Origin of the sequence: Vibrio sp. THAF64, from assembly GCF_009363455.1 — a bacterium.
GTDB classification, from domain to species: Bacteria; Pseudomonadota; Gammaproteobacteria; order Enterobacterales; family Vibrionaceae; genus Vibrio; species Vibrio coralliilyticus.
The window spans coordinates 284,328-306,129 of sequence record NZ_CP045356.1 but is presented as its reverse complement, the minus strand read 5'-3'; the positions used below and the strand labels follow the sequence as shown (position 1 = coordinate 306,129).

Annotated in this window: 17 protein-coding genes and 1 pseudogene; 13 read left to right on the top strand and 5 right to left on the bottom strand. The window is 45.5% G+C overall.

The genetic code is table 11. From position 1 onward, the window contains the following. Positions 1-24: 24 nt before the first annotated feature. Together FIU99_RS17895 and FIU99_RS17890 are read right to left on the bottom strand one after the other, a co-directional pair. The gene (locus tag FIU99_RS17895) at positions 25-2,424 is read right to left on the bottom strand and encodes a hypothetical protein (protein ID WP_006960854.1); all 2,400 of its coding nucleotides are present in this window, start codon (positions 2,422-2,424) and stop codon (positions 25-27) included. A gap of 127 nt (positions 2,425-2,551) precedes the next feature. After that, complete coding sequence (locus FIU99_RS17890) at positions 2,552-3,787, bottom strand: alpha-xenorhabdolysin family binary toxin subunit A (RefSeq protein WP_006960855.1); 1,236 nt, start codon at positions 3,785-3,787, stop codon at positions 2,552-2,554. 825 nt (positions 3,788-4,612) lie between these two features. Here FIU99_RS17890 and FIU99_RS17885 point away from each other — a divergent pair. The 9 genes and pseudogenes from FIU99_RS17885 to nirD all read left to right on the top strand — a co-directional run bounded on the left by FIU99_RS17885 (position 4,613) and on the right by nirD (position 16,065). Next, positions 4,613-7,206: pseudogene (locus FIU99_RS17885) on the top strand (molybdopterin-dependent oxidoreductase). A gap of 11 nt (positions 7,207-7,217) precedes the next feature. Continuing rightward, on the top strand, positions 7,218-8,099 hold the full coding sequence (cobA, locus tag FIU99_RS17880; protein ID WP_006960857.1) for a uroporphyrinogen-III C-methyltransferase: 882 nt from the start codon (positions 7,218-7,220) through the stop codon (positions 8,097-8,099). After that, the gene (locus tag FIU99_RS17875; protein WP_039951997.1) at positions 8,096-9,052 is read left to right on the top strand and encodes a glycosyl transferase family protein; all 957 of its coding nucleotides are present in this window, start codon (positions 8,096-8,098) and stop codon (positions 9,050-9,052) included. The genes cobA and FIU99_RS17875 overlap by 4 nt, the downstream gene beginning before the upstream one ends. Positions 9,053-9,145: 93 nt before the next feature. Then, positions 9,146-9,727 (top strand): ANTAR domain-containing response regulator, encoded by a 582-nt coding sequence (locus FIU99_RS17870; protein ID WP_006960859.1) that lies wholly within the window; start codon positions 9,146-9,148, stop codon positions 9,725-9,727. A gap of 261 nt (positions 9,728-9,988) precedes the next feature. Next, positions 9,989-11,362 carry a CmpA/NrtA family ABC transporter substrate-binding protein gene (locus FIU99_RS17865; RefSeq protein WP_006960860.1) on the top strand — a complete coding sequence of 458 codons (1,374 nt, stop codon included), beginning with the start codon at positions 9,989-9,991 and terminating at the stop codon, positions 11,360-11,362. Positions 11,363-11,424: 62 nt separating this feature from the next. Continuing rightward, entirely contained in the window at positions 11,425-12,393 is a 969-nt protein-coding gene (locus FIU99_RS17860; protein WP_006960862.1) for an ABC transporter permease, read from the top strand. A gap of 12 nt (positions 12,394-12,405) precedes the next feature. Continuing rightward, on the top strand, positions 12,406-13,248 hold the full coding sequence (locus FIU99_RS17855) for an ABC transporter ATP-binding protein (RefSeq protein ID WP_006960864.1): 843 nt from the start codon (positions 12,406-12,408) through the stop codon (positions 13,246-13,248). A gap of 10 nt (positions 13,249-13,258) precedes the next feature. Continuing rightward, positions 13,259-15,742 carry a nitrite reductase large subunit NirB gene (gene nirB / locus FIU99_RS17850; RefSeq protein ID WP_006960866.1) on the top strand — a complete coding sequence of 828 codons (2,484 nt, stop codon included), beginning with the start codon at positions 13,259-13,261 and terminating at the stop codon, positions 15,740-15,742. Next, positions 15,739-16,065 carry a nitrite reductase small subunit NirD gene (nirD, locus tag FIU99_RS17845; RefSeq protein WP_006960868.1) on the top strand — a complete coding sequence of 109 codons (327 nt, stop codon included), beginning with the start codon at positions 15,739-15,741 and terminating at the stop codon, positions 16,063-16,065. Before nirB ends, nirD begins: the two co-directional genes overlap by 4 nt. Here the strand turns inward: nirD and FIU99_RS17840 are convergent, their stop codons facing one another. After that, positions 16,066-16,503 carry a DUF4174 domain-containing protein gene (locus FIU99_RS17840; RefSeq protein ID WP_021455888.1) on the bottom strand — a complete coding sequence of 146 codons (438 nt, stop codon included), beginning with the start codon at positions 16,501-16,503 and terminating at the stop codon, positions 16,066-16,068. 108 nt (positions 16,504-16,611) lie between these two features. Here FIU99_RS17840 and FIU99_RS17835 point away from each other — a divergent pair, with 108 nt between their 5' ends. Beyond that, on the top strand, positions 16,612-17,127 hold the full coding sequence (locus FIU99_RS17835) for a GNAT family N-acetyltransferase (RefSeq protein ID WP_006960872.1): 516 nt from the start codon (positions 16,612-16,614) through the stop codon (positions 17,125-17,127). Further along, a complete protein-coding gene (locus FIU99_RS17830) occupies positions 17,127-17,519 on the top strand; it encodes a nitrous oxide-stimulated promoter family protein (RefSeq protein WP_006960874.1) in 393 nt (130 codons plus the stop codon). The genes FIU99_RS17835 and FIU99_RS17830 overlap by 1 nt, the downstream gene beginning before the upstream one ends. Position 17,520: 1 nt before the next feature. Here FIU99_RS17830 and FIU99_RS17825 read toward each other — a convergent pair whose 3' ends face one another. Beyond that, positions 17,521-18,681, bottom strand: coding sequence for an MFS transporter (locus FIU99_RS17825; protein ID WP_006960876.1), 1,161 nt, complete (start codon positions 18,679-18,681; stop codon positions 17,521-17,523). Between the two features lie 200 nt (positions 18,682-18,881). After that, complete coding sequence (gene trxC, locus FIU99_RS17820) at positions 18,882-19,316, bottom strand: thioredoxin TrxC (protein WP_065741878.1); 435 nt, start codon at positions 19,314-19,316, stop codon at positions 18,882-18,884. Between the two features lie 175 nt (positions 19,317-19,491). Between trxC and FIU99_RS17815 the strand changes: the two genes are divergently transcribed. Continuing rightward, positions 19,492-20,580, top strand: coding sequence for a ketoacyl-ACP synthase III (locus FIU99_RS17815; RefSeq protein WP_006960878.1), 1,089 nt, complete (start codon positions 19,492-19,494; stop codon positions 20,578-20,580). A gap of 83 nt (positions 20,581-20,663) precedes the next feature. Beyond that, a complete protein-coding gene (locus tag FIU99_RS17810) occupies positions 20,664-21,794 on the top strand; it encodes an exonuclease SbcCD subunit D (protein ID WP_006960880.1) in 1,131 nt (376 codons plus the stop codon). Positions 21,795-21,802: the final 8 nt, after the last annotated feature.

Below are 21,802 nucleotides of genomic sequence, written 5' to 3'. Positions count from 1 at the left end.
TATTATTGTTTGATTGTACTCTCCTCAGTTTGAACAACCTCTTCCGTTCGGTATTCCATTACCAGAAAACTCAACTCTTAAACGCTCGACCGAGTTCAGATACTGATTATTATCTACATTGTTATGATCAAAATTGTTAAGTGTGACGTTCCAGTTAGTGAACGGTGTTGGTTCGAAGTAGGCGTATGCGAATTTATCTGATAATGCCCCATCGGTTATGATGCTGACCTGATTGCTTAAAGCGTCGTCAAGACGGTAGTAGAAGGCACGTGTCAGCGGATTCGCGCTGAACTTAAAGTCTTCACGTTCAAATCGGTCGTAATAGATACCACCATTTGAGATGCTCAGGTTGAACTGCTTGCCATAAGGAAGATTTTCACCCTCGAAGAAGACACGGATCTTATCGAGTCTAACTCGGTCAAACGCACAGAACTGAGATTGTTCGAGTGGCACATTGAAATTAAATTCTCCCGTTTTCACCAAAGCTGCGATTTGTTCCGGGTCATCAACGATGAAGTTGTCGATGTTGAAATCCTGTGGTGCTGGCTGGAATCGATTCAGAGCATTGACGTACTCGTTTTCAATGGCTGCTAAATCAAACTGATAGTCAAGATAGGTTTTGTTCAGGCTTGGTTTAATGTCGCTGTCTTTAAGTGCCCAATATTCATAGGCTGCGACGTAGTTTGAAAGTGCTACAAACATAGGTCGTTTGAAGTGGAGCGAAACACGTGCCAATTCCTGCTCAACTTTCTCTAGTGCATTGCTGTCATCAGAGGCATTCGCAATGAGCTGATTCAGACGCTCTTTCTGATTAATGGTCACTTTACGTGTTAAAAGGAGATCAACCAGCTTGGCTTGTTCCTGAACAAGATTGAGCTGTGAAGCGTTAATTGCTTTACCAAGCAAAACCTGTTTTTCCAACTCAAGCAGGTAGACTCGTGCCCCTTTAATGCCAAGAGAATCCGCGTAGCGTAGGTTACTTCTAACCTCTGCTATCATAAGGTCCCAGGCCAAGTTACTTTCATTCAAAGAAGGCACCGCGAAATCGAAAGAATCCATCGTTTCCGAGATACGCTGCATCTTAATTGTGGATTTCACTTCAGTTGTCAGAGACGCGATACCCGCGACTGTTTTTGTAATGCTATCGATAATACCTGTCACATTCTTTACGTTAGTCACGAGGTTTTTAGCTTTATCAAGAGCTTCTGGTGTTTTAGCCAATTGTTCGGTGACATCGTTTATGCCTGACAAGTTACCCGTAAACACGCCGCTGACCGCGCTACCAATTTCTGCGATGGCTTTGAATATTGCTAACGCCGCGTTAAGCTGCTGCTGAGTTTTCCATACTTCAACGCCATAGAGGTAATCACTGCGAGCACTTAAAGCGGTGAGTTCTTGAGTTTTGTACTGGCTTTCCACCTCAGTGACACTATCAAGCAGCTTGGCAATGTTTTGTTCTGACTGTTCAACAACAGCGTTCTGAGATTGTAAAACATCTTCGATATTGCCTAGTGCGAGTTGAGCGTTTTCAATCTTATCTTCAACCCGAGTATTTCGGTCCGCAACGACATCGCGTTTTTGCTCAAAAGCGATCATCGCATCAAGATATGCTTTGTATTTGTCCTGATAGAGTGAACGATCAAGGTAAGGAACGAAGTTGTCAGAACGACTGCTCAAATCAGTAAACTGTTTGAACGCAACGGTTTGTAAGTACAGATCAGTCAGTATTGGATCATCAGATACTGTCGTGCCTGCATTACGCATACTACGCTCTACCCAGTTCAGCAAGGCTAGGCTAGTCTGAGGCTGTTCATCATACAGGCTGATGGCCATATCGAATGAACGGTTCACAATGTCTGAAAACTGCGATTTTGCAAGCTGGAAGTTGGCGGCAAGGTCATCGGCAAGCTGTTGTTTGATGTAATGCTCGCCAGAGAGAATAATGGAAGTACCCGTACTTTCGCTGATTCCAATTGTGTCGGCAGTTACGCCTCCTTCTGGGGTGAAAGCGAGTACATTAAATGGCGTTTCCATTTCTTCTGCGATAACGGTAATTGAAGCCGCCGCACCTTGCTGACCCAGGACGAAAGTAGGGACGCCAGAACCAACAATTTTACGTGCAAAGATAACAATGTTCTGGTTATTCATCACCAGGTTGAAGTTATCGGTGACTTCAAGAGTATCGGCAAAGATATACACTTTAGTGGGTTTAGTTTGATACAGATTTTGCTGTGTTACCCATTCTTTAAGATTAACGTACAGATCAGAAGTTGAACGAGTGATTGGGTCCGTTTTTGAGTATGGGCTATCAAGCCACTCCGGGTACTGTGTGTTTGCAGGCAGGTTATTGATGTCTAGCCAGTCAGAGGCCATAACCCCATTCGATACTGCTGCGGTAACAGCAAGTGCAAGGATTGTTTTCATTTTTATTTCCTTATGAGGTGCTACCCAAGCAAAATTTTGAGTAGCCTTTCCCGCACCCGGCGCGTAAGCGCGGGTGGGGAAGGTATTTAGGGACTGAATCCCGTTATTGGTTTACGCCGGAATTGGGTTATTCGGCTTTTTGTATGTATGCGTTGTTAGCGAATGTTTTGGCTTTTTCGCTGATACTGTTCCAGTTTTGCTCTGCAACTGCGGTGTTTGCCATCGCTCCCGCTGCGGCAAGAACAGCATTAGATTGTAGAATTTCAGTATTTGACTCAGCAGCTTCAAGTGCAACGATCAGTGAGTCGAAGTCGGTATTCATCTTCTGCCAGTGCAGCTTTAGCTTGTTGACATAAGGGATCGCATTCTCGATTTTGCTTGAAATTATGTTGATGCTTTCCGTTGAACGAGAGTACGAGTTGTAGATCTTCTGAGTAGTAGACAGTTGAGCCTCAAGCACCTTTGCTTCGTCTTGAAGCTGATTACGAAGCTTTCTTGCTTTCTCTGCTTTGTCACCGTAAACACCCATGATAGGAACCGCCACCGCCGGGAACCAAGCATAAGTGACGGCTGTCGCAGCAACAGTCACATAGTGATCGTAATCTTTATTAAGTTGGTCGATGCGGTTGTTCAGGTCATTTACTCGCTGCTGCAGTGCACTGCCATCATCTTCCAGATAGCCGCTATGAGTGCTCTTCAACACATCCAGTTGTAACTTCTGCTCTTCAATCTTGGTAGCGAAAGTCAGCAAGTCTTCACTGGCTTTTTCTACCTTCTGTTGATTATTCACTGAGAAGTTCTTCAGCGCGCTTAAGTACGCGATAGAAAGCTGGCGTGCTTGCTCTACAGCCTGAACATCTGCCGGCAGTGGCGAAATAGACTTGGTGAGGATGACAGTCAGTTGATCGCTCAATGGATCGATCATGTACTTTTGAATGTCATTGTAATTGGATAGCGACAATGCCAAATCGACGATGTCAGGATAAAGGTCCTCTTTCCAGTAAAAGGCCTCTGCGTGGACTTTGCCGTATTGTTCCATCAACGCTTTAAAGTTTGAGAACGGGACATCATCAGCGATATCGAACGCTGATTTCATGCTCGCTTCTGTGATCGGTAAAGAGAGAGCGCCTTCGACGTATGTTTGAATCTGGAACCATTCTTTCTGATTAAGAACAAACTCGTCTGTATCCAAGTCAATAAACGCACCGTTTTCACCCATAATGGTGTCGTAACTGATCTGGCCGATTTGCTGCTCAGCAGAGTTTGGAGTCAGTGCCTGATTTGACGTAGAAGCCTGTACACCAGCGGCGATTAAGCTTAAACAAAGTGTTGATAGCAGAAGTGGCTTTTTTATGTGTTTCATTCTAATACCTTATTCTTATTTGTACTCGACCCTGCCATTTAAAGCATTTTATATAGCAAAAAGAGTTGAGTTTTATATTTCTAGCAAGCTGTGTTGTTTTAATATGGTTTTTTATAAGTTTGTTTTTTATTACCTCCGTCAAGCATTTTGGCTAAATCTATAGCAATGATATCGATTAGAATGCGTTATTGATCACATAAAATATAATTTTCTGATCAATGTTTGTTCGCACTATTTTTAGTAATATTTAAATTAGTAAAAGTTAAATAAATGGCAGGCCAGATAAATAAAGGTCTCAATAGTTATTAACTCATAAAAACAAAAGCTTAAGTGATAGATTTGTTATTCTAAATTTTTTAATAATTTATTTTACAAACGCATGTTTTAAATAACTGTATATCTGTAAAATATTTGTGGTTAATTGTTTGGTGATTTATTTAAATAAATCATTGTTGGAACAAATTGCCCAAATAAATCTCCAATAATTAGATAAAAGAGTTAATAGTTAATTTTCGGAAGAGAGGAGAATAATTTAACAACGTTAGCCTGTGTACGTTCGTACTCAAATTCCGAAAGTAGTGCGCATGTTTAGTTGATGAAGATACCGATGAAGCGAACCACTATGGTATTGCGATGCACAGAGTTGGTGCGACTGAGAAGTGGTTGAAATGGTAACTTATTGAATTATTTAAAATCCTAGTATGGCACTGGTTTTGCTCGTGTTCAAAGTCGCGAGTTAGAAAAGAATGTACAACAACGTCACGGGCAATGGAGCCTCCTTCACTAAAGCAGTGGAGGAGGCTTTTTTATTTCAAGGAGTGAGTGATGACAACGGAATGTATAAAGACAGCCTGTCCATATTGCGGAGTTGGCTGTGGGGTGAAAGTCGATAAAGGGAAGATTGTAGGTGACGATGTGCATCCTGCGAACAAAGGGGCGCTTTGTGTGAAAGGTTCAGCGTTAGCTGAGAGCCTCAATATGCCGTCTCGTTTGCTTTACCCTAAGTTCAATGGCAAAGAAATCAGTTGGGATGAAGCGACAGATGTGATTGCAGAAGCCATGAACAACTCAATACAAACGGAGGGTCCTGATTCTGTAGCGATGTATGTATCGGGCCAGCTTCTGACTGAAGATTATTATGTCGCAAACAAGCTGATGAAAGGCTTCGTTGGCAGTGCAAACATTGATACCAATTCACGGCTTTGCATGTCTTCCGCGGTAGTGGCACATAATCGTGCGTTTGGGGAAGATGTGGTGCCGGTCAACTATAGCGACCTAGATAAAGCTGAGCTCATTGTTATATGCGGCGCGAATACCGCATGGACGCACCCAGTTATCTTTAGACGTATCCAACAAGCAAGAGAAAAGAACCCAAAGCTGAAACTCGTGGTGATTGATCCTCGAAAAACGGTAACGGCTCAACAAGCGGATCTTCATCTTTCTATCCCCAACGATGCTGATATCGCGCTTTTCGACGGACTTATAAGGCATTGTATTGACACTGGTTGCTTGGATACTGAATTTATTGAGCGGAACACTTCAGGCTTCAACCAGTTAGCGGAAAAGCTGAAAAACTCCAAATTCACTCTCGCTCAACTGAGCGATACGCTCGGTATTGATAAACAATCACTGCTGACATTTTATCGCTGGTTCAGCGAAACGCGTAAAGTAGTTACGGTGTTTTGTCAGGGTGTAAACCAGTCACAAACTGGTTCAGACAAAGGTAATGCGATCATTAATGCGCATTTAGCCACTGGCTCTATTGGTATGGAAGGCGCAGGACCGTTTTCGATTACTGGCCAGCCCAATGCCATGGGTGGGCGTGAAGTTGGCGGGCTGGCCAATCAGCTGGCGATTCATCGCGGCTTCGACCAAGAATCGATTGACGTTATCAAAGCGTTTTGGCGCTCACCTGATATTGCGACCAAACCGGGATTGAAAGCAGTAGAGATGTTTGAAGCAGTTGAACGTGGTGATATCAAGGTTATCTGGATCATGGCGACGAATCCCGTGGTATCCATGCCGGATCATGACTACGTCCGTCGAGCATTGGAACGCTGCCCAACGGTCATTGTTTCTGACATCACGCCTGATTCGGATGTTGCGAAATACGCCAATCTCCTTTTGCCGGCCGCTGGCTGGGGAGAAAAGCAGGGCATGGTCACCAATTCAGAAAGACGCATAACTCGGCAACGTCGATTTATTCAACCACCTGGGTGTGCTAAGCCAGACTGGCAAGCGATTTGTGAAGTGGGCAAGAAGCTTTGTGAGCGAATGGAAATAGCAAACGGATTTGGTTTCTCCAATGAGGTGGAAGTATTTAGAGAGTTCTCCGCCATGACAGGATTAAATCAAGACTCATCGCTGATGCTTGATCTCTCTGAACATGCAGATATCTCCGAACAAGAATATGACGACTGGCGGCCGCAACAGTGGGGTAAAGACCAGCCATTTTCAGATGGAAAATTTAGCTTTCCTGATGGCAAGGCAAAATTTGTTGTCAGTGACCAGCTGCCAGAAGCTCAAGATCCGCACTGGTGGCTCAATACAGGTAGGCAGCGAGACCAGTGGCATACAATGACACGAACAGGGCACATTGCTCATCTGGCTGCCAGCGAATTGGAGCCTACAGTTTATATGAGCCAATTATCCGCCGATCTATTAGGTGCTAAAAAGGGTGAGTTGGTTAGGGTCGTGAACGGTGACAACAGCATACTGGCTAAAGCCACGATTGAAGACACCCTGCCGATAAAACAGCTGTATATGTCGATGCATTGGGCTGGAGATTATGCTGGAAATAGTCAAGTTAATGCGGTGGTAAGCCGCTTAGTCGACCCTCATTCTGGGCAGCCAGCTTTTAAGTCCAGTCGTGTTGAAGTATTGCCAGAGAAGATTGCTAGCTACGGTTTGTACATTGGTGCTCAGTTCTCTAAAGAGTCTTTTGCTTACTGTGCATTTCAGGCGGAAAAGCAGTCTGGCATTTGGCGATTTGCTAATACAAAACGCGTATCCAAGTCTTATGGTCAGAAATCTAACCAACAGAGGATCATGCTTGATCTGCCAGTAGGCTGGCTTTTGATTATGAAGAGACCTCAAGTTGCCGTATTGTCACTTCTATCCTTGTTGTCTCCCCTAAGCCTGTTGAAATTGACTACACCAAACTGATTGATTTGATGGGTAAACCACTGTCATTTGCTGAGCTAATTGCGGTTGCTTCGAGTGAGAAGTCCAGCCAACTGGTATGTAGCTGTTTTCGAGTTAGCGACAAACAGATTACTTCTGCTTTGGAGAGCGGTCGTTGTCACAATGTTTCCCAATTACAAAATCAGCTCAAATGCGGCACTAATTGCGGCTCGTGTATTCCTCAGGTTGAAGCGTTAGTGAATAAGCATAGTGCTAAGACAGCAGTGATGAAATAAAGGGGCATAAGATGAAATACGATATCAATCTAAGGGAAGGTTCATATTCAGATTTGAATGGTGCAAGCTTCAGCGAACACCGTCAACTGTATAACGATTCTTGTAAGCTACACAAACTTGACCGCTATCGAACAAAAGGAAAAGTCTATCTAGTTGGCGCTGGCCCAAATGACCCTGACTTACTGACCGTCAAAGCGTTAAAACTAATTAAGCAGGCTGATGTGGTGGTTTACGACCGCTTAGTCAATCGAGAGATCTTAGATCTAGCAGAAAAGGCCGAGAAACTGATCTATGTAGGTAAACGCTGTGGTCAGCCTAGTTTAAAACAGGAAGAAATCAGTCAGATTTTGGTGGATTTAGCAGAGTCTGGTTACATGATCGTGAGGCTTAAAGGAGGCGATCCTTTTATTTTTGGTCGTGGTGGTGAAGAAGGGCTACTGCTGGCGCAAAACAACATTGATTATGAAGTAGTACCTGGCATCACCGCCGCAATTGGTTGTGCAGCGGCGTCCTACATACCATTGACGCACAGAGCGTTGGCCCGAAGCGTGACGTTTGTGACGGGGCAAGTCGTATCAGGCGCGCTACCTGCTTGGGCTCAACTCGTATCGTCTGGGCAAACGTTGGTGTTTTATATGGGATTGGAAAAGGCCAGTGAGATACAAGATGGATTGCTCTGTCACGGTATGAGAGATGACTTTCCTTTAGCGGTAGTAACACACGGGTGTAGCTCTCAGCAGAAAGTCCATGTATCAAGCTTAAGCCGCCTAGCAAGTCTGTCAGAAGCGCTGAAAGGTGTGAGTCCGGCATTGATTATCTTGGGGGAAGTCGTCACACTTCGTGAACAACTTAACGCGACCGTAGAGTCGGTGATTTCTCAAGAGGTAACATGAGCATAATTCAGGAATGTATTCGAACGGTGGGTCGAGGTGAACGAGGCCGTAAGCCACTGACGTTTGATCAAGCTTTTCACGTCATGGATGATTACCTTGATGGACGATGCGACGATGATCAGATGGCTATGCTGCTGATGCTGATTCGAGTGCAAAATGAAACTCGTCAGGAAATTGCTGGCTTCGTAAAAGCATTTCAATCTCGCGTGCCTAACATTGGCGCCGATATTGATTGGCCATGTTACGCAGGTAAAAGAAAAGCCGCGGGTAAACCATGGCATCTGTTGGCAGCGAAAATACTGGCTGATAGTGGCAGAAAAGTGCTCTTGCACGGATATCATGATAGGCCCGCTGGGCGAGAGCATGCAGAAGATTACCTGAGTGTGCTGGATGTCAAAAAGGTTGAGTCCGCTGAGCACGCCAAGAATGTGCTCCAAGAAAGCAACATTGCATACTTACCACTCAAGTATTTCGCGCCTCAAGCTGAAACCATGATTGGTTGGAAAAATCGCTATGGTTTACGTACCCCGATTAACACCGTGGTGAGAGCGCTAAACCCAGGTGGTGCCAAGATTGGCATTCGTGGCAGCTTTCACCCCGGATTCCAGCAGTTGCATGCCGAGGTAGAGAGTGAAATCGGGCTGACTCGTCATGCGGTTGTGTCCTTCAAAGGCCAATCTGGGGAGTCCGAATATAACCCTAAGGTCAGTCAAACGGTTTGGATGAGTACGCCTTCCGGTGTGGAATCGCACTATTGGACGGAACAAATGCTCACAGACATTCCATTGCCTGATGAGTGCCCGTTATGTACGCCAGAGGAAGAGCTGAATATGATGGCAAACACCGTTGTTACCACAATGGCTAGCATTCTGTTTGCTGAAACGGGCGATAAAGACAAATCCTTTGAACAAGCGTATCAGCTATGGTCAAAACATTGTGAGTCTCGCTCATAAGCATTTTTTGAGTCCCTACCTAAGTTGACTTAATCACTCTGGCACATTCCTTGTTATGTCTCTTACAAGCAAAGAGATAAAACAAGGAATGTTATGCAAAAGAAAATCTCTAAAACTCCCACCATTGTTTGCTGCGATTCGCTGGAAGAACAAGCAAGGCTGACCACCTTATTGGCTCAGGATTATGACGATGTCATTGGATGTCAGCTAAGCCAATTTGAAGCCTTGTTGCAACGTGAGCCGGGTGCCAATGTTGTCGCGGGTTGGAAACAGCCCAGTGCGGAACTTCGTTTAATCATTGATGTTTGTCGCGAGAAACAGCGGCCATTACTCGTCGTGATTAAGCAGTTTTTATCCAATGATATTAATCGTTTACCAGAGCGTATGGATTACGTTTTGTTACCTGCCGATTCTGATCTTAGCCTTAAACCTTGGCTCGAACATGCCGCTATTGCGAGGGCATCATTGCTGGCGATGGAGTCTGAAATTGAATCCTTAGCAGGGAAACTGGAAGAGCGAAAAATGATAGAAAAAGCCAAAGGGTTGCTGATGAAAATGCATAATGTGGATGAAGAGTCTGCCTATAAAGCGATGCGAAAATCTGCAATGCAGTCGAGCCAGACTTTGGCTCAAGTGGCGAAAAACATATTGATCACTTTAGAAACCTTGAAATAGCGAACTACCTCTTTGGGGTTAGGCATAAATTTCCGTAATGGTGCAGTATGCACAACTTAATAGCATCAATCATTTTGACTAAATGCTTCAGGTTTGTAAGGTTATGAAATAAAAAGAAAAATAGTATTGGCACGTAACTTGGAATACATATTTTAGAAATTTGGTTCACACGCGATTCAACGTTACCAACGGCGGTAATGAAGGAATGCAACGGCGCTACTGCTCGAAAGAGCAGTAGCGCTTTTTATTTGGAGAAAGCGAATGAAATGGACGTCAACTTTTAAACAATCACTATTGGCTCTTCCCCTAGCATTATCGGTCTCTGTACCGTCTGCTTGGGCTGAACTCGGCGAGCCTGAACTGGAAGATCTCAAGTTTGGCTTTATCAAGCTCACTGATATGGCACCGCTTGCGGTTGCTTACGAGAAAGGCTTTTTTGAAGATGAAGGTCTGTATGTCACGTTGGAAGCGCAAGCTAACTGGAAGGTTCTGCTTGACCGTGTCATTGACGGTGAGCTTGACGGTGCGCATATGTTATCCGGTCAACCTTTGGGGGCAACGATCGGTATTGGAACGCAGGCAGAGGTCATTACAGCGTTCAGCATGGACCTAAATGGAAACGCGATCACGGTCTCTAATGATACTTGGGAAGAGATGAAGCCACACATCCCCAAACAGGCTGATGGAAAACCTGTTCACCCAATCAAAGCGGATGCACTCAAACCAGTTGTCGAAAGCTACCTTGATGAAGGTAAGCCCTTCAACATGGGGATGGTGTTTCCAGTCTCGACACATAACTACGAACTACGTTACTGGTTAGCTGCAGGCGGGATACACCCCGGCTACTACGCACCTGAAACGGGTGATAACAGCGGACAGGTCAATGCAGATGTATTGCTGAGCGTAACACCACCACCACAGATGCCAGCAACTATGGAAGCAGGAACCATTAAAGGTTACTGCGTAGGTGAACCTTGGAATCAACAGGCGGTGTTTAAAGGGATTGGCGCACCAGTGGTTACGGACTATGAAATCTGGAAAAACAATCCGGAGAAAGTATTCGGCGTGTCGAAGTCATGGGCAGAGAAATACCCAAATACCCACATACGGGTTGTGAAAGCCTTAATTCGAGCGGCACATTGGTTGGATGAAAATAACAACGCGAACCGAGACGAAGCAGTCAAACTGCTGGCGAAAAGCGAGTACGTTGGTGCAGATGCGGAAGTGATCGCGAATTCAATGACGGGCACGTTTGAATACGAAAAAGGCGACAAGCGAGCTGTGCCGGATTTCAACGTCTTTTTCCGTTACAACGCAACGTATCCTTACTACAGCGACGCCATTTGGTATCTGACGCAAATGCGCCGCTGGGGTCAAATCTCTCAGGAACAATCAGATGACTGGTACATGGATATCGCGAAAAAAGTCTACCGACCAGATATCTACCAGCAAGCAGCCGATGCGCTAATAGAGGACGGTGTTTTGGCAACGAAAGATTTCCCGGATTTCGCTAAGGAAGATGGCTTTCGAGCACCTCAAACCCATTTCATCGACAACATTGTTTACGACGGCCGCGAGCCTAATGCCTACCTCAAGAAATTCAGTATTGGTTTGAAAGGTAAAGACAAGGTTTAGAGGCAATGAAGGGGAGCAATCTGCTCTCCTTTAAAAGGAATTAAGAAGTAAAAGGAGTAACTATGCCTAGCAATGTCATATCGCTGGTTTCCAGCCCTAAGCTGGTGGCTAATAAAAGTAAACTGATTCTGTTCCCTCTGATTGGCATTCTGATGTTTCTCATGTTTTGGCACTTAAGCGCCCGTCAGGTCGAAACATCGCTCGGTACATTACCGGGGCCAGTTCAGACATATCATCAGTTTAGTAATCTGGTTAACGAACATTGGCAAGAGAGAGACAAAGAACAAGCTTTTATTGAACGTCAGGAAAAGCGCAACGCAGCAAAGTTGGCAAAGAATCCTGAAGCAAAAGTGAAGATAAGGCCTTATACAGGAAAGCCGACATTCTTTGACCAGATCATCACCAGCCTAATTACGGTGGCAGCCGGATTTTTGTTGGCGACACTGCTTGCCATCCCACTCGGGATAATGCTAGGTCTCAACCAAGGGCTTTATCAAGCATTTAACCCCATCATTCAATTACTAAAACCAGTGTCGCCATTGGCTTGGTTACCTATTGTCACCATGGTAGTGAGCGCGACCTATGTGAGTGACGATCCTTTGTTTGCGAAGTCTTTTATTAACTCACTACTGACGGTTGCTTTGTGTAGCTTATGGCCGACTTTAATTAATACTGCTGTAGGTGTTACGAGTGTCGACAAAGATCTGATTAACGTCAGCAAGGTACTGCAGCTCTCTTGGTGGCAGCATATCCGAACCATTGTTCTGCCTTCAGCTATTCCTATGATCTTCACCGGCCTAAGGTTATCGCTAGGTATTGCATGGATGGTACTCATTGCGGCCGAGATGTTGGCGCAAAACCCTGGGCTAGGGAAATTTGTCTGGGATGAATTTCAAAACGGCAGTTCAGCATCACTAGGGCGGATTATGGTCGCTGTTATTACGATTGGCTTTATTGGACTAATGCTCGACAGAGGAATGTTGCAGCTTCAGAAATGGCTTTCATGGAACAAACAGCAAGCGTTGCGATAAAAGGAATTAATGATGTCAAAACCACTATTAGATTTGACGCAACTTGGAATGCGATTCCCGACACCCAATGGTGAGTTTATCGCGCTGAAAAACGTCAACCTCCAAATTAATAAAGGCGAATTTGTGTCGCTGATTGGCCACTCTGGCTGTGGTAAATCAACGGTCCTCAACCTTGTCGCAGGGCTACATCTACCCACTGATGGTGGCGTGATTGTCGATAGCCGTGAAGTGAGCGGGCCAGGGCCTGATAGGGCTGTTGTGTTCCAGAATCACTCCTTACTCCCTTGGCTAACGGTATATCAAAACGTTGAGCTGGCGGTAAAGCAGGTGGCGGGTGGTAAAGGTAAGCACTGGATTCGCGAGCAAGTTGAGCACTACCTTGACCTGATTCAGATGACTCAAGCTGCAGATAAAAAACCGGATGAAATCTCTGGAGGGATGAAACAACGTGTTGGGATCGCTAGAGCACTGGCACTCAAGCCAAAAGTCTTGCTTATGGATGAGCCGTTTGGTGCGTTGGATGCACTAACACGCGCACGCCTTCAGGACTCATTAATGAGTATTCAGGCGGAGCTAAACAATACCGTGATCATGATTACTCACGATGTCGATGAAGCTGTGCTGCTTTCAGACAAGATAGTCATGATGACCAACGGGCCCGCGGCAACCATTGGTGAAGTTCTGGAAATTGAACTTCCTCGCCCACGAAATCGCGTGGAACTCGCTGAAAACCCTGTTTATCAGCGCTATCGTCAATCTGTTTTGAAATTCCTGTACGAAAAACAATCGAAACAAGAGTCACCAGCAGATAAGAAAAAAGTAAACAGCAAACCTGCACCTGCGAAGACAGCATAAGGAAGTGAGTATGGAACATGTAGTGATTGTCGGTAATGGCATGGTCGGCCACCACCTTGTCGCACAGCTCGTCGAGCGTGGGGCGCATTTGGAAAAGAAGATCACCGTGATTGGTGAAGAGAGGTTTATAGCCTACGACCGAGTTCAATTGTCGTCTTTGTTTTCGGGAAAGTCTCATCAGGATCTAATGCTGAGTAGTGAGGAGTGGTATCAGAGACACGGGATTGAGTTGGTTTTGGGTAGTCAGGTGACTTCTATCGATAAGCAGGCTAAACGTATCGTACTGGATGGCGAAGATATTCTTGGCTACGACCAGTTGGTGCTTGCGACAGGTTCGTATCCTTTTGTTCCACCAATTGAAGGCAAAGACAGAGAAGACATCTTTGTTTATCGTACCTTGGAAGATCTTTCTCAGATCAAACAAGCGTGCCAAGGGGCGAAAACAGGTGCAGTTATTGGCGGTGGATTGCTAGGTCTGGAAGCCGCAAATGCGCTAAAACTGCTTGGAGTTAAGACCCACGTTGTGGAATTTGCACCACGCTTGATGCCAGTCCAGCTCGATGACGGAGCGGGCACCGTGCTAAAAGAAAAAATCGAAGCCATGGGGCTGAGCGTTCACAACTCAATGATCACAGAAAAGATCTGCGATGGCGAAACCGCTCGGCATCGTTTGGTGTTCAAAGATGCTGAACCATTGGAAGTGGATGTCATTGTGTTTTCCGCAGGCATACGGCCACAAGACGCACTTGGTCGGGAAGCTGGGCTCACATTGGGGGAGCGAGGTGGCATTGTGATTGATGATGAATGTCAGACAAGCGACGCAAGCATCTACGCCATTGGCGAGTGTGCATTGTGGCAACAAAAGATTTATGGGCTGGTTGCCCCCGGATACGCCATGGCGCGGGTAGTGGCAGACAAGCTCACAGCACGAGAAACGACAGGATTTACGGGCGCTGACATGAGCACCAAGCTCAAACTGCTTGGTGTCGATGTGGCGTCGATTGGTGATGCTCATAAGACGACGGAAGGCGCACAGGAGATGATCCTGCAAGACACGGTGTCCGGTGTTTACAAAAAGCTAGTTGTCGATGAAACGGGTAAATTTTTGCTCGGGGCTATCTTGGTGGGTGACAACTCAGACTACGATGCGCTACTGCAATGCTATCTCAATCAAACTGAACTCCCTGATCACGCTGCCAACCTCCTGTTTGATACCAGTATGCTGCAAGGAGAAATGAACGATACAGCGATCATATGTTCCTGCCACAACGTTTCCAAAGGCGATCTAGTGTCAGCCATTCAGGCTGGTGCACATGATTTAGATACTCTGAAAACTCAAACCAAGGCAGGGACAGGCTGTGGTGGCTGTAGCAATATGGTTAAGACAGTACTGGATGCTGAGCTGATGGCGATGGGTGTTGAAGTCAATAACCATGTCTGCGAACACTTTGAAATGTCTCGACAAGAGATGTTTCATATTTGTCAGGTCGAGCAAATCAAAGACTTTGACACTTTATTGAGAAAGCATGGCAAAGGCTTAGGATGTGATCTGTGCAAACCAACCGCAGCATCAGTCTTTGCCTCGCTCTGGAACGAACACATAATGGAGCCTCAACACAGTGCGCTTCAAGACTCGAATGACGCTTTCATGGCAAACCTACAGAAAGACGGCTCATATTCGGTCGTCCCTCGGGTTGCGGGTGGTGAGATTACACCGGAGAAGCTCATTGTACTGGGTGAAGTTGCGCAGAAGTTCGATTTGTACACCAAGATCACTGGCGGTCAACGAGTCGACCTTTTTGGTGCACAAGTGGAGCAGCTACCGGAGATCTGGCAAACACTGATCGATGCAGGCTTTGAAACGGGTCACGCCTATGGGAAGTCACTTCGCACAGTAAAATCTTGTGTAGGATCAACATGGTGTCGCTATGGCGTTGATGACTCTGTAGGGTTAGCTATCGAATTGGAGAACCGATACAAAGGCTTGCGAGCGCCACATAAGATCAAGTTCGCAGTTTCAGGGTGTACGCGAGAATGTGCAGAAGCGCAAAGCAAAGACATTGGCGTTATCGCTACAGAAAAAGGTTGGAACCTTTATGTGTGTGGTAATGGGGGGATGCGCCCAAGACATGCTGATATATTGGCTTCAGACCTGACTAAAGAGCAGTTAGTACAACTCATTGATCGGGTGCTGATGTTTTATGTCAGTACTGCTGACCGATTACAACGAACCTCAGTGTGGATGGAAAACCTTGAAGGTGGCCTTGAGTATCTGAAACAAGTGGTAATCGAGGACTCATTAGGCTTGTGTGACTCACTCGAAAGCCAAATGCAGCATATTGTCGAAACCTACCAATGTGAGTGGAAGAGTACACTGGAAAATCCGGATAAGCTCAGCAAGTTCCGTCCGTTCATCAATGATGATTCTACGAGCCAAGCGCTCCCTTACCAGCGAATCAGAGGACAGCGAATTCCAGTTAAGGAGGAGCTATGATTACCGAACAGAAACTAAAAATATGCCGATTGGATGACCTAGTACCCTACGAAGGTAGGGCTGCATTAATTGATGGCGAACAAGTGGCGCTTTTCCGAATTCCTGATAAAGGCGTTTTTGCGATACAAAACTGGGACCCGATAGGTAAGGCTTACGTCATGAATCGAGGCATAGTCGGTGATGTTAAAGGAGAGCTGTGTGTGGCTTCTCCCCTTTATAAGCAGCATTTCAGCCTAAAAACAGGTGAATGTATTGAACAACCAGACGTAAAGATTAAATGTTGGCCGGTGGAAGTTGACGAAGGAGCTGTGGTTTTATTTTAGCTAAGCAGAGCAGGGGCTCGGCCTCTGCTCCATTTCATATTGGCGCATCGGCATTAAGTCAATGGTCTGCTTGATGTTTTCCCAATCCGTTTCTTTGCCCCAACGCAACTTTTCTGAACCGTCTTTGCCAATCAATACTGCAGTATGTGTACCCGGCTCAACATCATAGACTCTGAACATACTTAGCAAGTTAAACTCGTTCTTAACCCAAGATGGAATGGTAAACCCATCTTGAGTAACGACTAAAGTAATAACGTCGCGGTCGGATAGTTCGCATTCATTGATTAGGGTCTCAAGCAAAAACTGCTTCACATGTTCGTCGTTGGTTGGCGCAAAGTAAATTACGCTTCTGTGGGCCCATTTCGGTGAGTAGGCGGGGTAACTCCACGCAAGTCCAATACTCTGAATAAGCAATAGAGTGATAATCAAACAGCGCATAGTTGGCCTCCGTGAAACAAGAGTTGAGCTTCTAAACCTCAATCACTTTCTACGTTAAGTGTAGGTGGTAAGCTCACCATTTACCTGAGTAATATGTAAGTAACTGATATGGAAAACCTAGAAACTGACCGTTTGAAACTGCGCTTACCAACCGAGGGGGATGCAGTCTTTATTCAGTCACTCTACAACACGGAAGGCTTCCTTCGCTTTGTGGGTGACAAACACATTAGAAGCCGCGGCGATGCTGTCGAATATATTCGTAACAATATGCTTGCGATGAGAGAGGCGAAAAGTGTTTGCTTGCTTGTCGTTGAAAGTAAATCAGACAGTAAACAGCTCGGTGTTTGTGGTTTGATTAAGCGCGACGAGCTGGATGCCTATGACATTGGTTATGGTTTTATGCCAGATTCATTTGGTCAGGGCTATGGCTTAGAAGCTGGACAAGCGGTTGTAGAGTACGCAAGACAACGCAGCGATATTGAAGAATTAGTAGCGATAACATCTTCGGACAATGAAGCCAGCAAAAGTCTGCTAAATCGACTCGGCTTTACCTATGTCAAAGTCCAAGGCCAAATAAGCGATAAAATTGACTTACTTTTATATCAATTGTCATTCGCAGATTAATGAAGTTTACCCATTCGGATGTATTACAAGGCAAGTTACTGACAGAGTTTAAGACGGTCAGTGCGATGATTGCGATTTATTGTCGCGATCACCATGGATTGCCAGACGGTTGTTTGTGTCACTCGTGCCTAGAGCTGAAAGACTACGCTGAGGCGAGGCTTGATCGCTGCCAGTATGGTCAAGACAAGCCCACCTGCAATAAGTGTCCGATTCATTGCTATAAGCCTGAACCTAAAGAACAAATGCGCCAAGTTATGCGCTATGCCGGGCCGCGCATGTTGTTATCTCATCCTATTCTTGCGATTCGTCATTTGATTCACGAGCGCAGAGCAGTGCCCGAAAAGCCGGCTAGAGGGGCGTCTAACCGGCATAAAAGGAAAAGAAGTGATTGAATTATTCACCAGCGACAGCTTGGTGTTTTGTCTTGATGCTAGCAACAAGCATATATAGGCAAGTTGCCAGCAGTATCGCAAACAGGTAGCCCATCAATCCATGATCTCCAGACATGTACCAATCCGCAATGATTGGCCCGAAAACAGACCCCAAACTATAGCTGAACAGCATGACTTGTGTTGCTGAAACAATATACTCTGACTCCAATTTATCGCAGCCTAGATTGATTGCGATGGGGTACAGAGCAAAAGCAGCGACGCCTAGCAAGAATATTCCGACCGCTAAAACTCTGATGTTTTCGTCTAGTACAATCAGGCTAATGGCCGCTGCGCCAAGTAAGCAGAAGAAAGCCATCAATAAAGTTCGACCAAAGTACTTTGACATCCATGGCACAATCGGTTGAACTGCCATGCCACCAAGAATGACAAGAGCCATCAATCCACCTAAGTCATCATGATCAATACCTTGCTGCGCGAGTTCCAATGGCATTAATCCGTAAATAGCGCCAAGAATCAGGCCAGAAACAATGCAACCAATAATCGCGGCATGGCTTAATCTAGTGATCTGCTTGAACGATAGATTGGTCGTATGTGCAGACTCTGGTTGATCGGTTTCTCCAAACAGCAATACCACGATAGCGAGTAGCAGCAGAGTCAAGATGGCAATAAAAGGCACGCCACCGTTAACCCCCAATACACCAATTCCTAATTGGCCAACCGCACTGCCACCGTAAAGTGCCGCCATATAGAGACCAAGACGTTTTGCTCTGGCTGCTTCATCACCATGTAGCAACCATGACTCGACAATAACGAATACGCCAGCGACAGAGATACCTGCCAAAAAGCGTGCACACATCCATGCTAATGAGTTGGTAAATACTGGCAACGCGAAAATTGTCGCGATGAAAAGACTTAAACAAAGAACAAATGCGTTCTTATGACCTAATCGAGTGACTAACGGTTCAATCGCAATCGCACCAACTAAAAGACCTGCATAGAAAACACTGGCTAGCCAACTGGCCAACGAGCTGTCCAGCCCGTAATCCGGTAGCATAAGTGGGATCAAGCTCATTAAGTAGCCTGATGCTACCGCATAAAGAGCCAGCGCGATAACAGGTACTGAGATGCGAGCTTTTGGTGCAGGAGCAAGGATGTTTTCCAACGTCGTAGCCTCTTGAGTTAGTTAATAAAATGGAACGTCTTTTGGCGCGACTATGGAGCGATTTTTATATTTGGTAAAACGAATAATTTTAGTCGTGTCGATAAAAATCATTTTTCGACACAAGTTTTCGCTATAGATAAAAGAAAAGGCCGCTAGCGATGAATGCTAGCGGCCTTTTAGAGCGGAAATTTTTGTTTCTGCTACTTAGTTAAAGCTTCATTAAGCCACTGATCAAATTGGCCTTTAGGTAGAGCTCCGTTGACAACATCAACTCTTTTGCCATCTTTGAATACCATGACAGTAGGAATGCTTCTAATTTGGTACTTAGCTGCAAGGTTTTGCTGGCTTTCCGTGTCTATTTTTACAAATCGAACATTATTTACTCGCTCTTTGGCGACATCAGAAAATACAGGTGCGAAACCGACACATGGGTTACACCATGGCGCCCAAAAGTCAACGACGACGGGTTGGTTGCTGTTCAAAATAGCATCAAAGTTGAGTTCGGTTCCTTCAACCGGCGCACCGTCCAGTAAATCCGATTGGCATTTACCGCATTTCGGGCTTTCAGATACTCGTTCATTAGGAACACGATTTACGCCAGAGCAAGAAGGGCAACGTGTGTTGAATGTAGACATGACTTTTCTCTTGTTTGTGTTTTTCTACGCAAGTGTGACGTCTATTTTACCAATTAGGTGACACCACAGATAATCGCTAGTTATACTCTGAAAATAGTATTTACCCAAGAGTTCTATCAGTCTTACTGAACAGATCGAATGGGCCGCTAACTCAAATAAGAATAAAAGGCTTCGAATGACAACATTCTACGCAGAAATAACAGGTTGGGGTAAATGCGTGCCGCCAACCACGCTCTCCAACGATGATTTAAGTACATTCCTTGACACTTCAGATGAATGGATTCGCACGCGTACAGGCATTGAGAATCGCCGTATCAGCCATGTTAATACGTCTGATATGTCGACGGTAGCTGCCAAACATGCGTTAGCATGCGCTGGTCTTGAAGCGAGTGATATTGATTTACTTATCGTCGCAACCTGTTCTCCAGACTCTCTTATTCCGAACATCGCGTCAAAGGTATCTCAGAACCTTGGCATGATAGGGACCACGGCGTTTGACTTAAATGCTGCGTGTACAGGTTTTCTCTACAGCCTAGAGACAGCTACACGTATGATTCAGGCGGGTAACTATAACAACGCTTTGGTCATAGGTGCCGAGCGTCTATCTTTCTTTATCGACTGGACCATGCGTGATACCGCGGTATTGTTCGGCGATGGCGCCGGTGCTGTCGTGCTGAGCAAAACAGATAAGCCTGTTGGATTACAGCAAGCTCAGTTAGGTTGTGATTCGAAAGGGCGTGATATTCTCTCTGTACCCAAATTTGGTACTTCGATGGATCGCTTTGCAGCAGATAACGGCTATTGGGAATTCAACTTCGTAGGAAAAGAAATCTTTAAGCGTGCCGTTAAAGGCATGGGTTCAGCGGCTCAAAACGTGCTTGCGCGTAGCCAGCTCTCTACCGAAGATGTCGACGTAGTGATCCCGCATCAGGCAAACATTCGCATCATTCAAACATTGTGTGACTTGTCTGGTATTAGCCAAGAAAAAGCGTTTGTGAACATCCACAAATATGGCAACACGTCAGCGGCTACGGTACCACTGGCGTTGTGTGAAGCCATGGAGGAAGGATTTGTTAAACCTGGCGATAACTTGCTACTGGCCGCATTTGGTGCTGGACTGACGTGGGGGGCAGGTCATATTAAATGGGGTGACCGCGTAACGCCTTTGGGTAGTAGTGACGCGGCGCTACCCGAATGTGATAAATCTGCACTTGAATTGCTTGATGAAGCGATCAAGTTCTGTAAAGAGCATGCGCCAAGCTAGTTAAAATCAATACCATTCTGGATAGTAGACGGTTCAGAATGGTATTATCCTGCCCTAGACGATAAGAATAATGCAGGGCTTAAATGAAGTTTCTTCACACCTCTGACTGGCACCTCGGACGCCAATTCCACAATGTTTCTCTTCTGGATGATCAAAAAGCTGTTTTGGCTCAATTGATAGATTATCTGCAATCTAACTCCGTTGACGCTCTGGTAATTGCTGGAGATATCTATGACCGCTCGGTTCCACCAACGGCTGCGATTGAATTGATGAACGAATTTGTCCATCAGGTGTGCAATGAACTTAAGCTACCCATCATTTTGATACCTGGTAATCATGATGGTGCCCAGCGATTAGGCTTTGGGTCCTCGCAAATGAAAGGGGCGGGTTTGCACATTATCTCGAATTTTAAAGAGATGCTGGAACCTGTTGTCTTGAATACGGATGTCGGAGAAGTGGCTTTTTATGGCATGCCCTACAACGACCCGGAATTAGTTCGTCACCATTTTGACCAGCCTGTATCAACGCACGATGACGCTCATCGACTGCTGAGTGAAGAGATTAAGTCTCAGTTTAAACCGGGTCAAAAGAATGTCTTGATCAGTCACTGCTTTGTTGACGGTGCGATTGAGTCCGAGTCCGAACGTCCTTTATCAATTGGCGGCTCAGACAGAGTCAGCCATGAACATTTTGTCGATTTTGACTATGTAGCTCTGGGCCATCTGCACCAGCCGCAAAAAAAGGGTGAAGACTATATCCGTTACTCGGGCTCACTGATGAAATACAGTTTTTCTGAGCAGCATCAGAAGAAAGGAATGACGTTGGTTGAGCTAAATGAACAAGGCTTTGTGTCAGCAACTCACATTGATCTCACTGCTCCTCACCAAATGCGGATCATCGAAGGGGAGTTAGACGAAGTTATCGCCGCTGGTAAAACAGATCCGAATAATCACGATTACTTGTTGGTTCGTTTGCTGGATAAACACGCCATTCTTAATCCCATGGAAAAGCTTCGCGCGGTTTACCCAAATGTTCTGCATATCGAAAAGCCAGGTATGTTAGTGGGCATTGAACAGGAAATGGCTCAGGCTAAGCTTGCTCGTAGTGAAGTGGATATGTTCAAAGATTTTTTCCTTGAAGCACAAAATAGTGAGCTAAATGAAGATCAAAACCACGCAATAACCGACATCATTAAACAACTGGTAAAGCAGTAAGGGCAAGC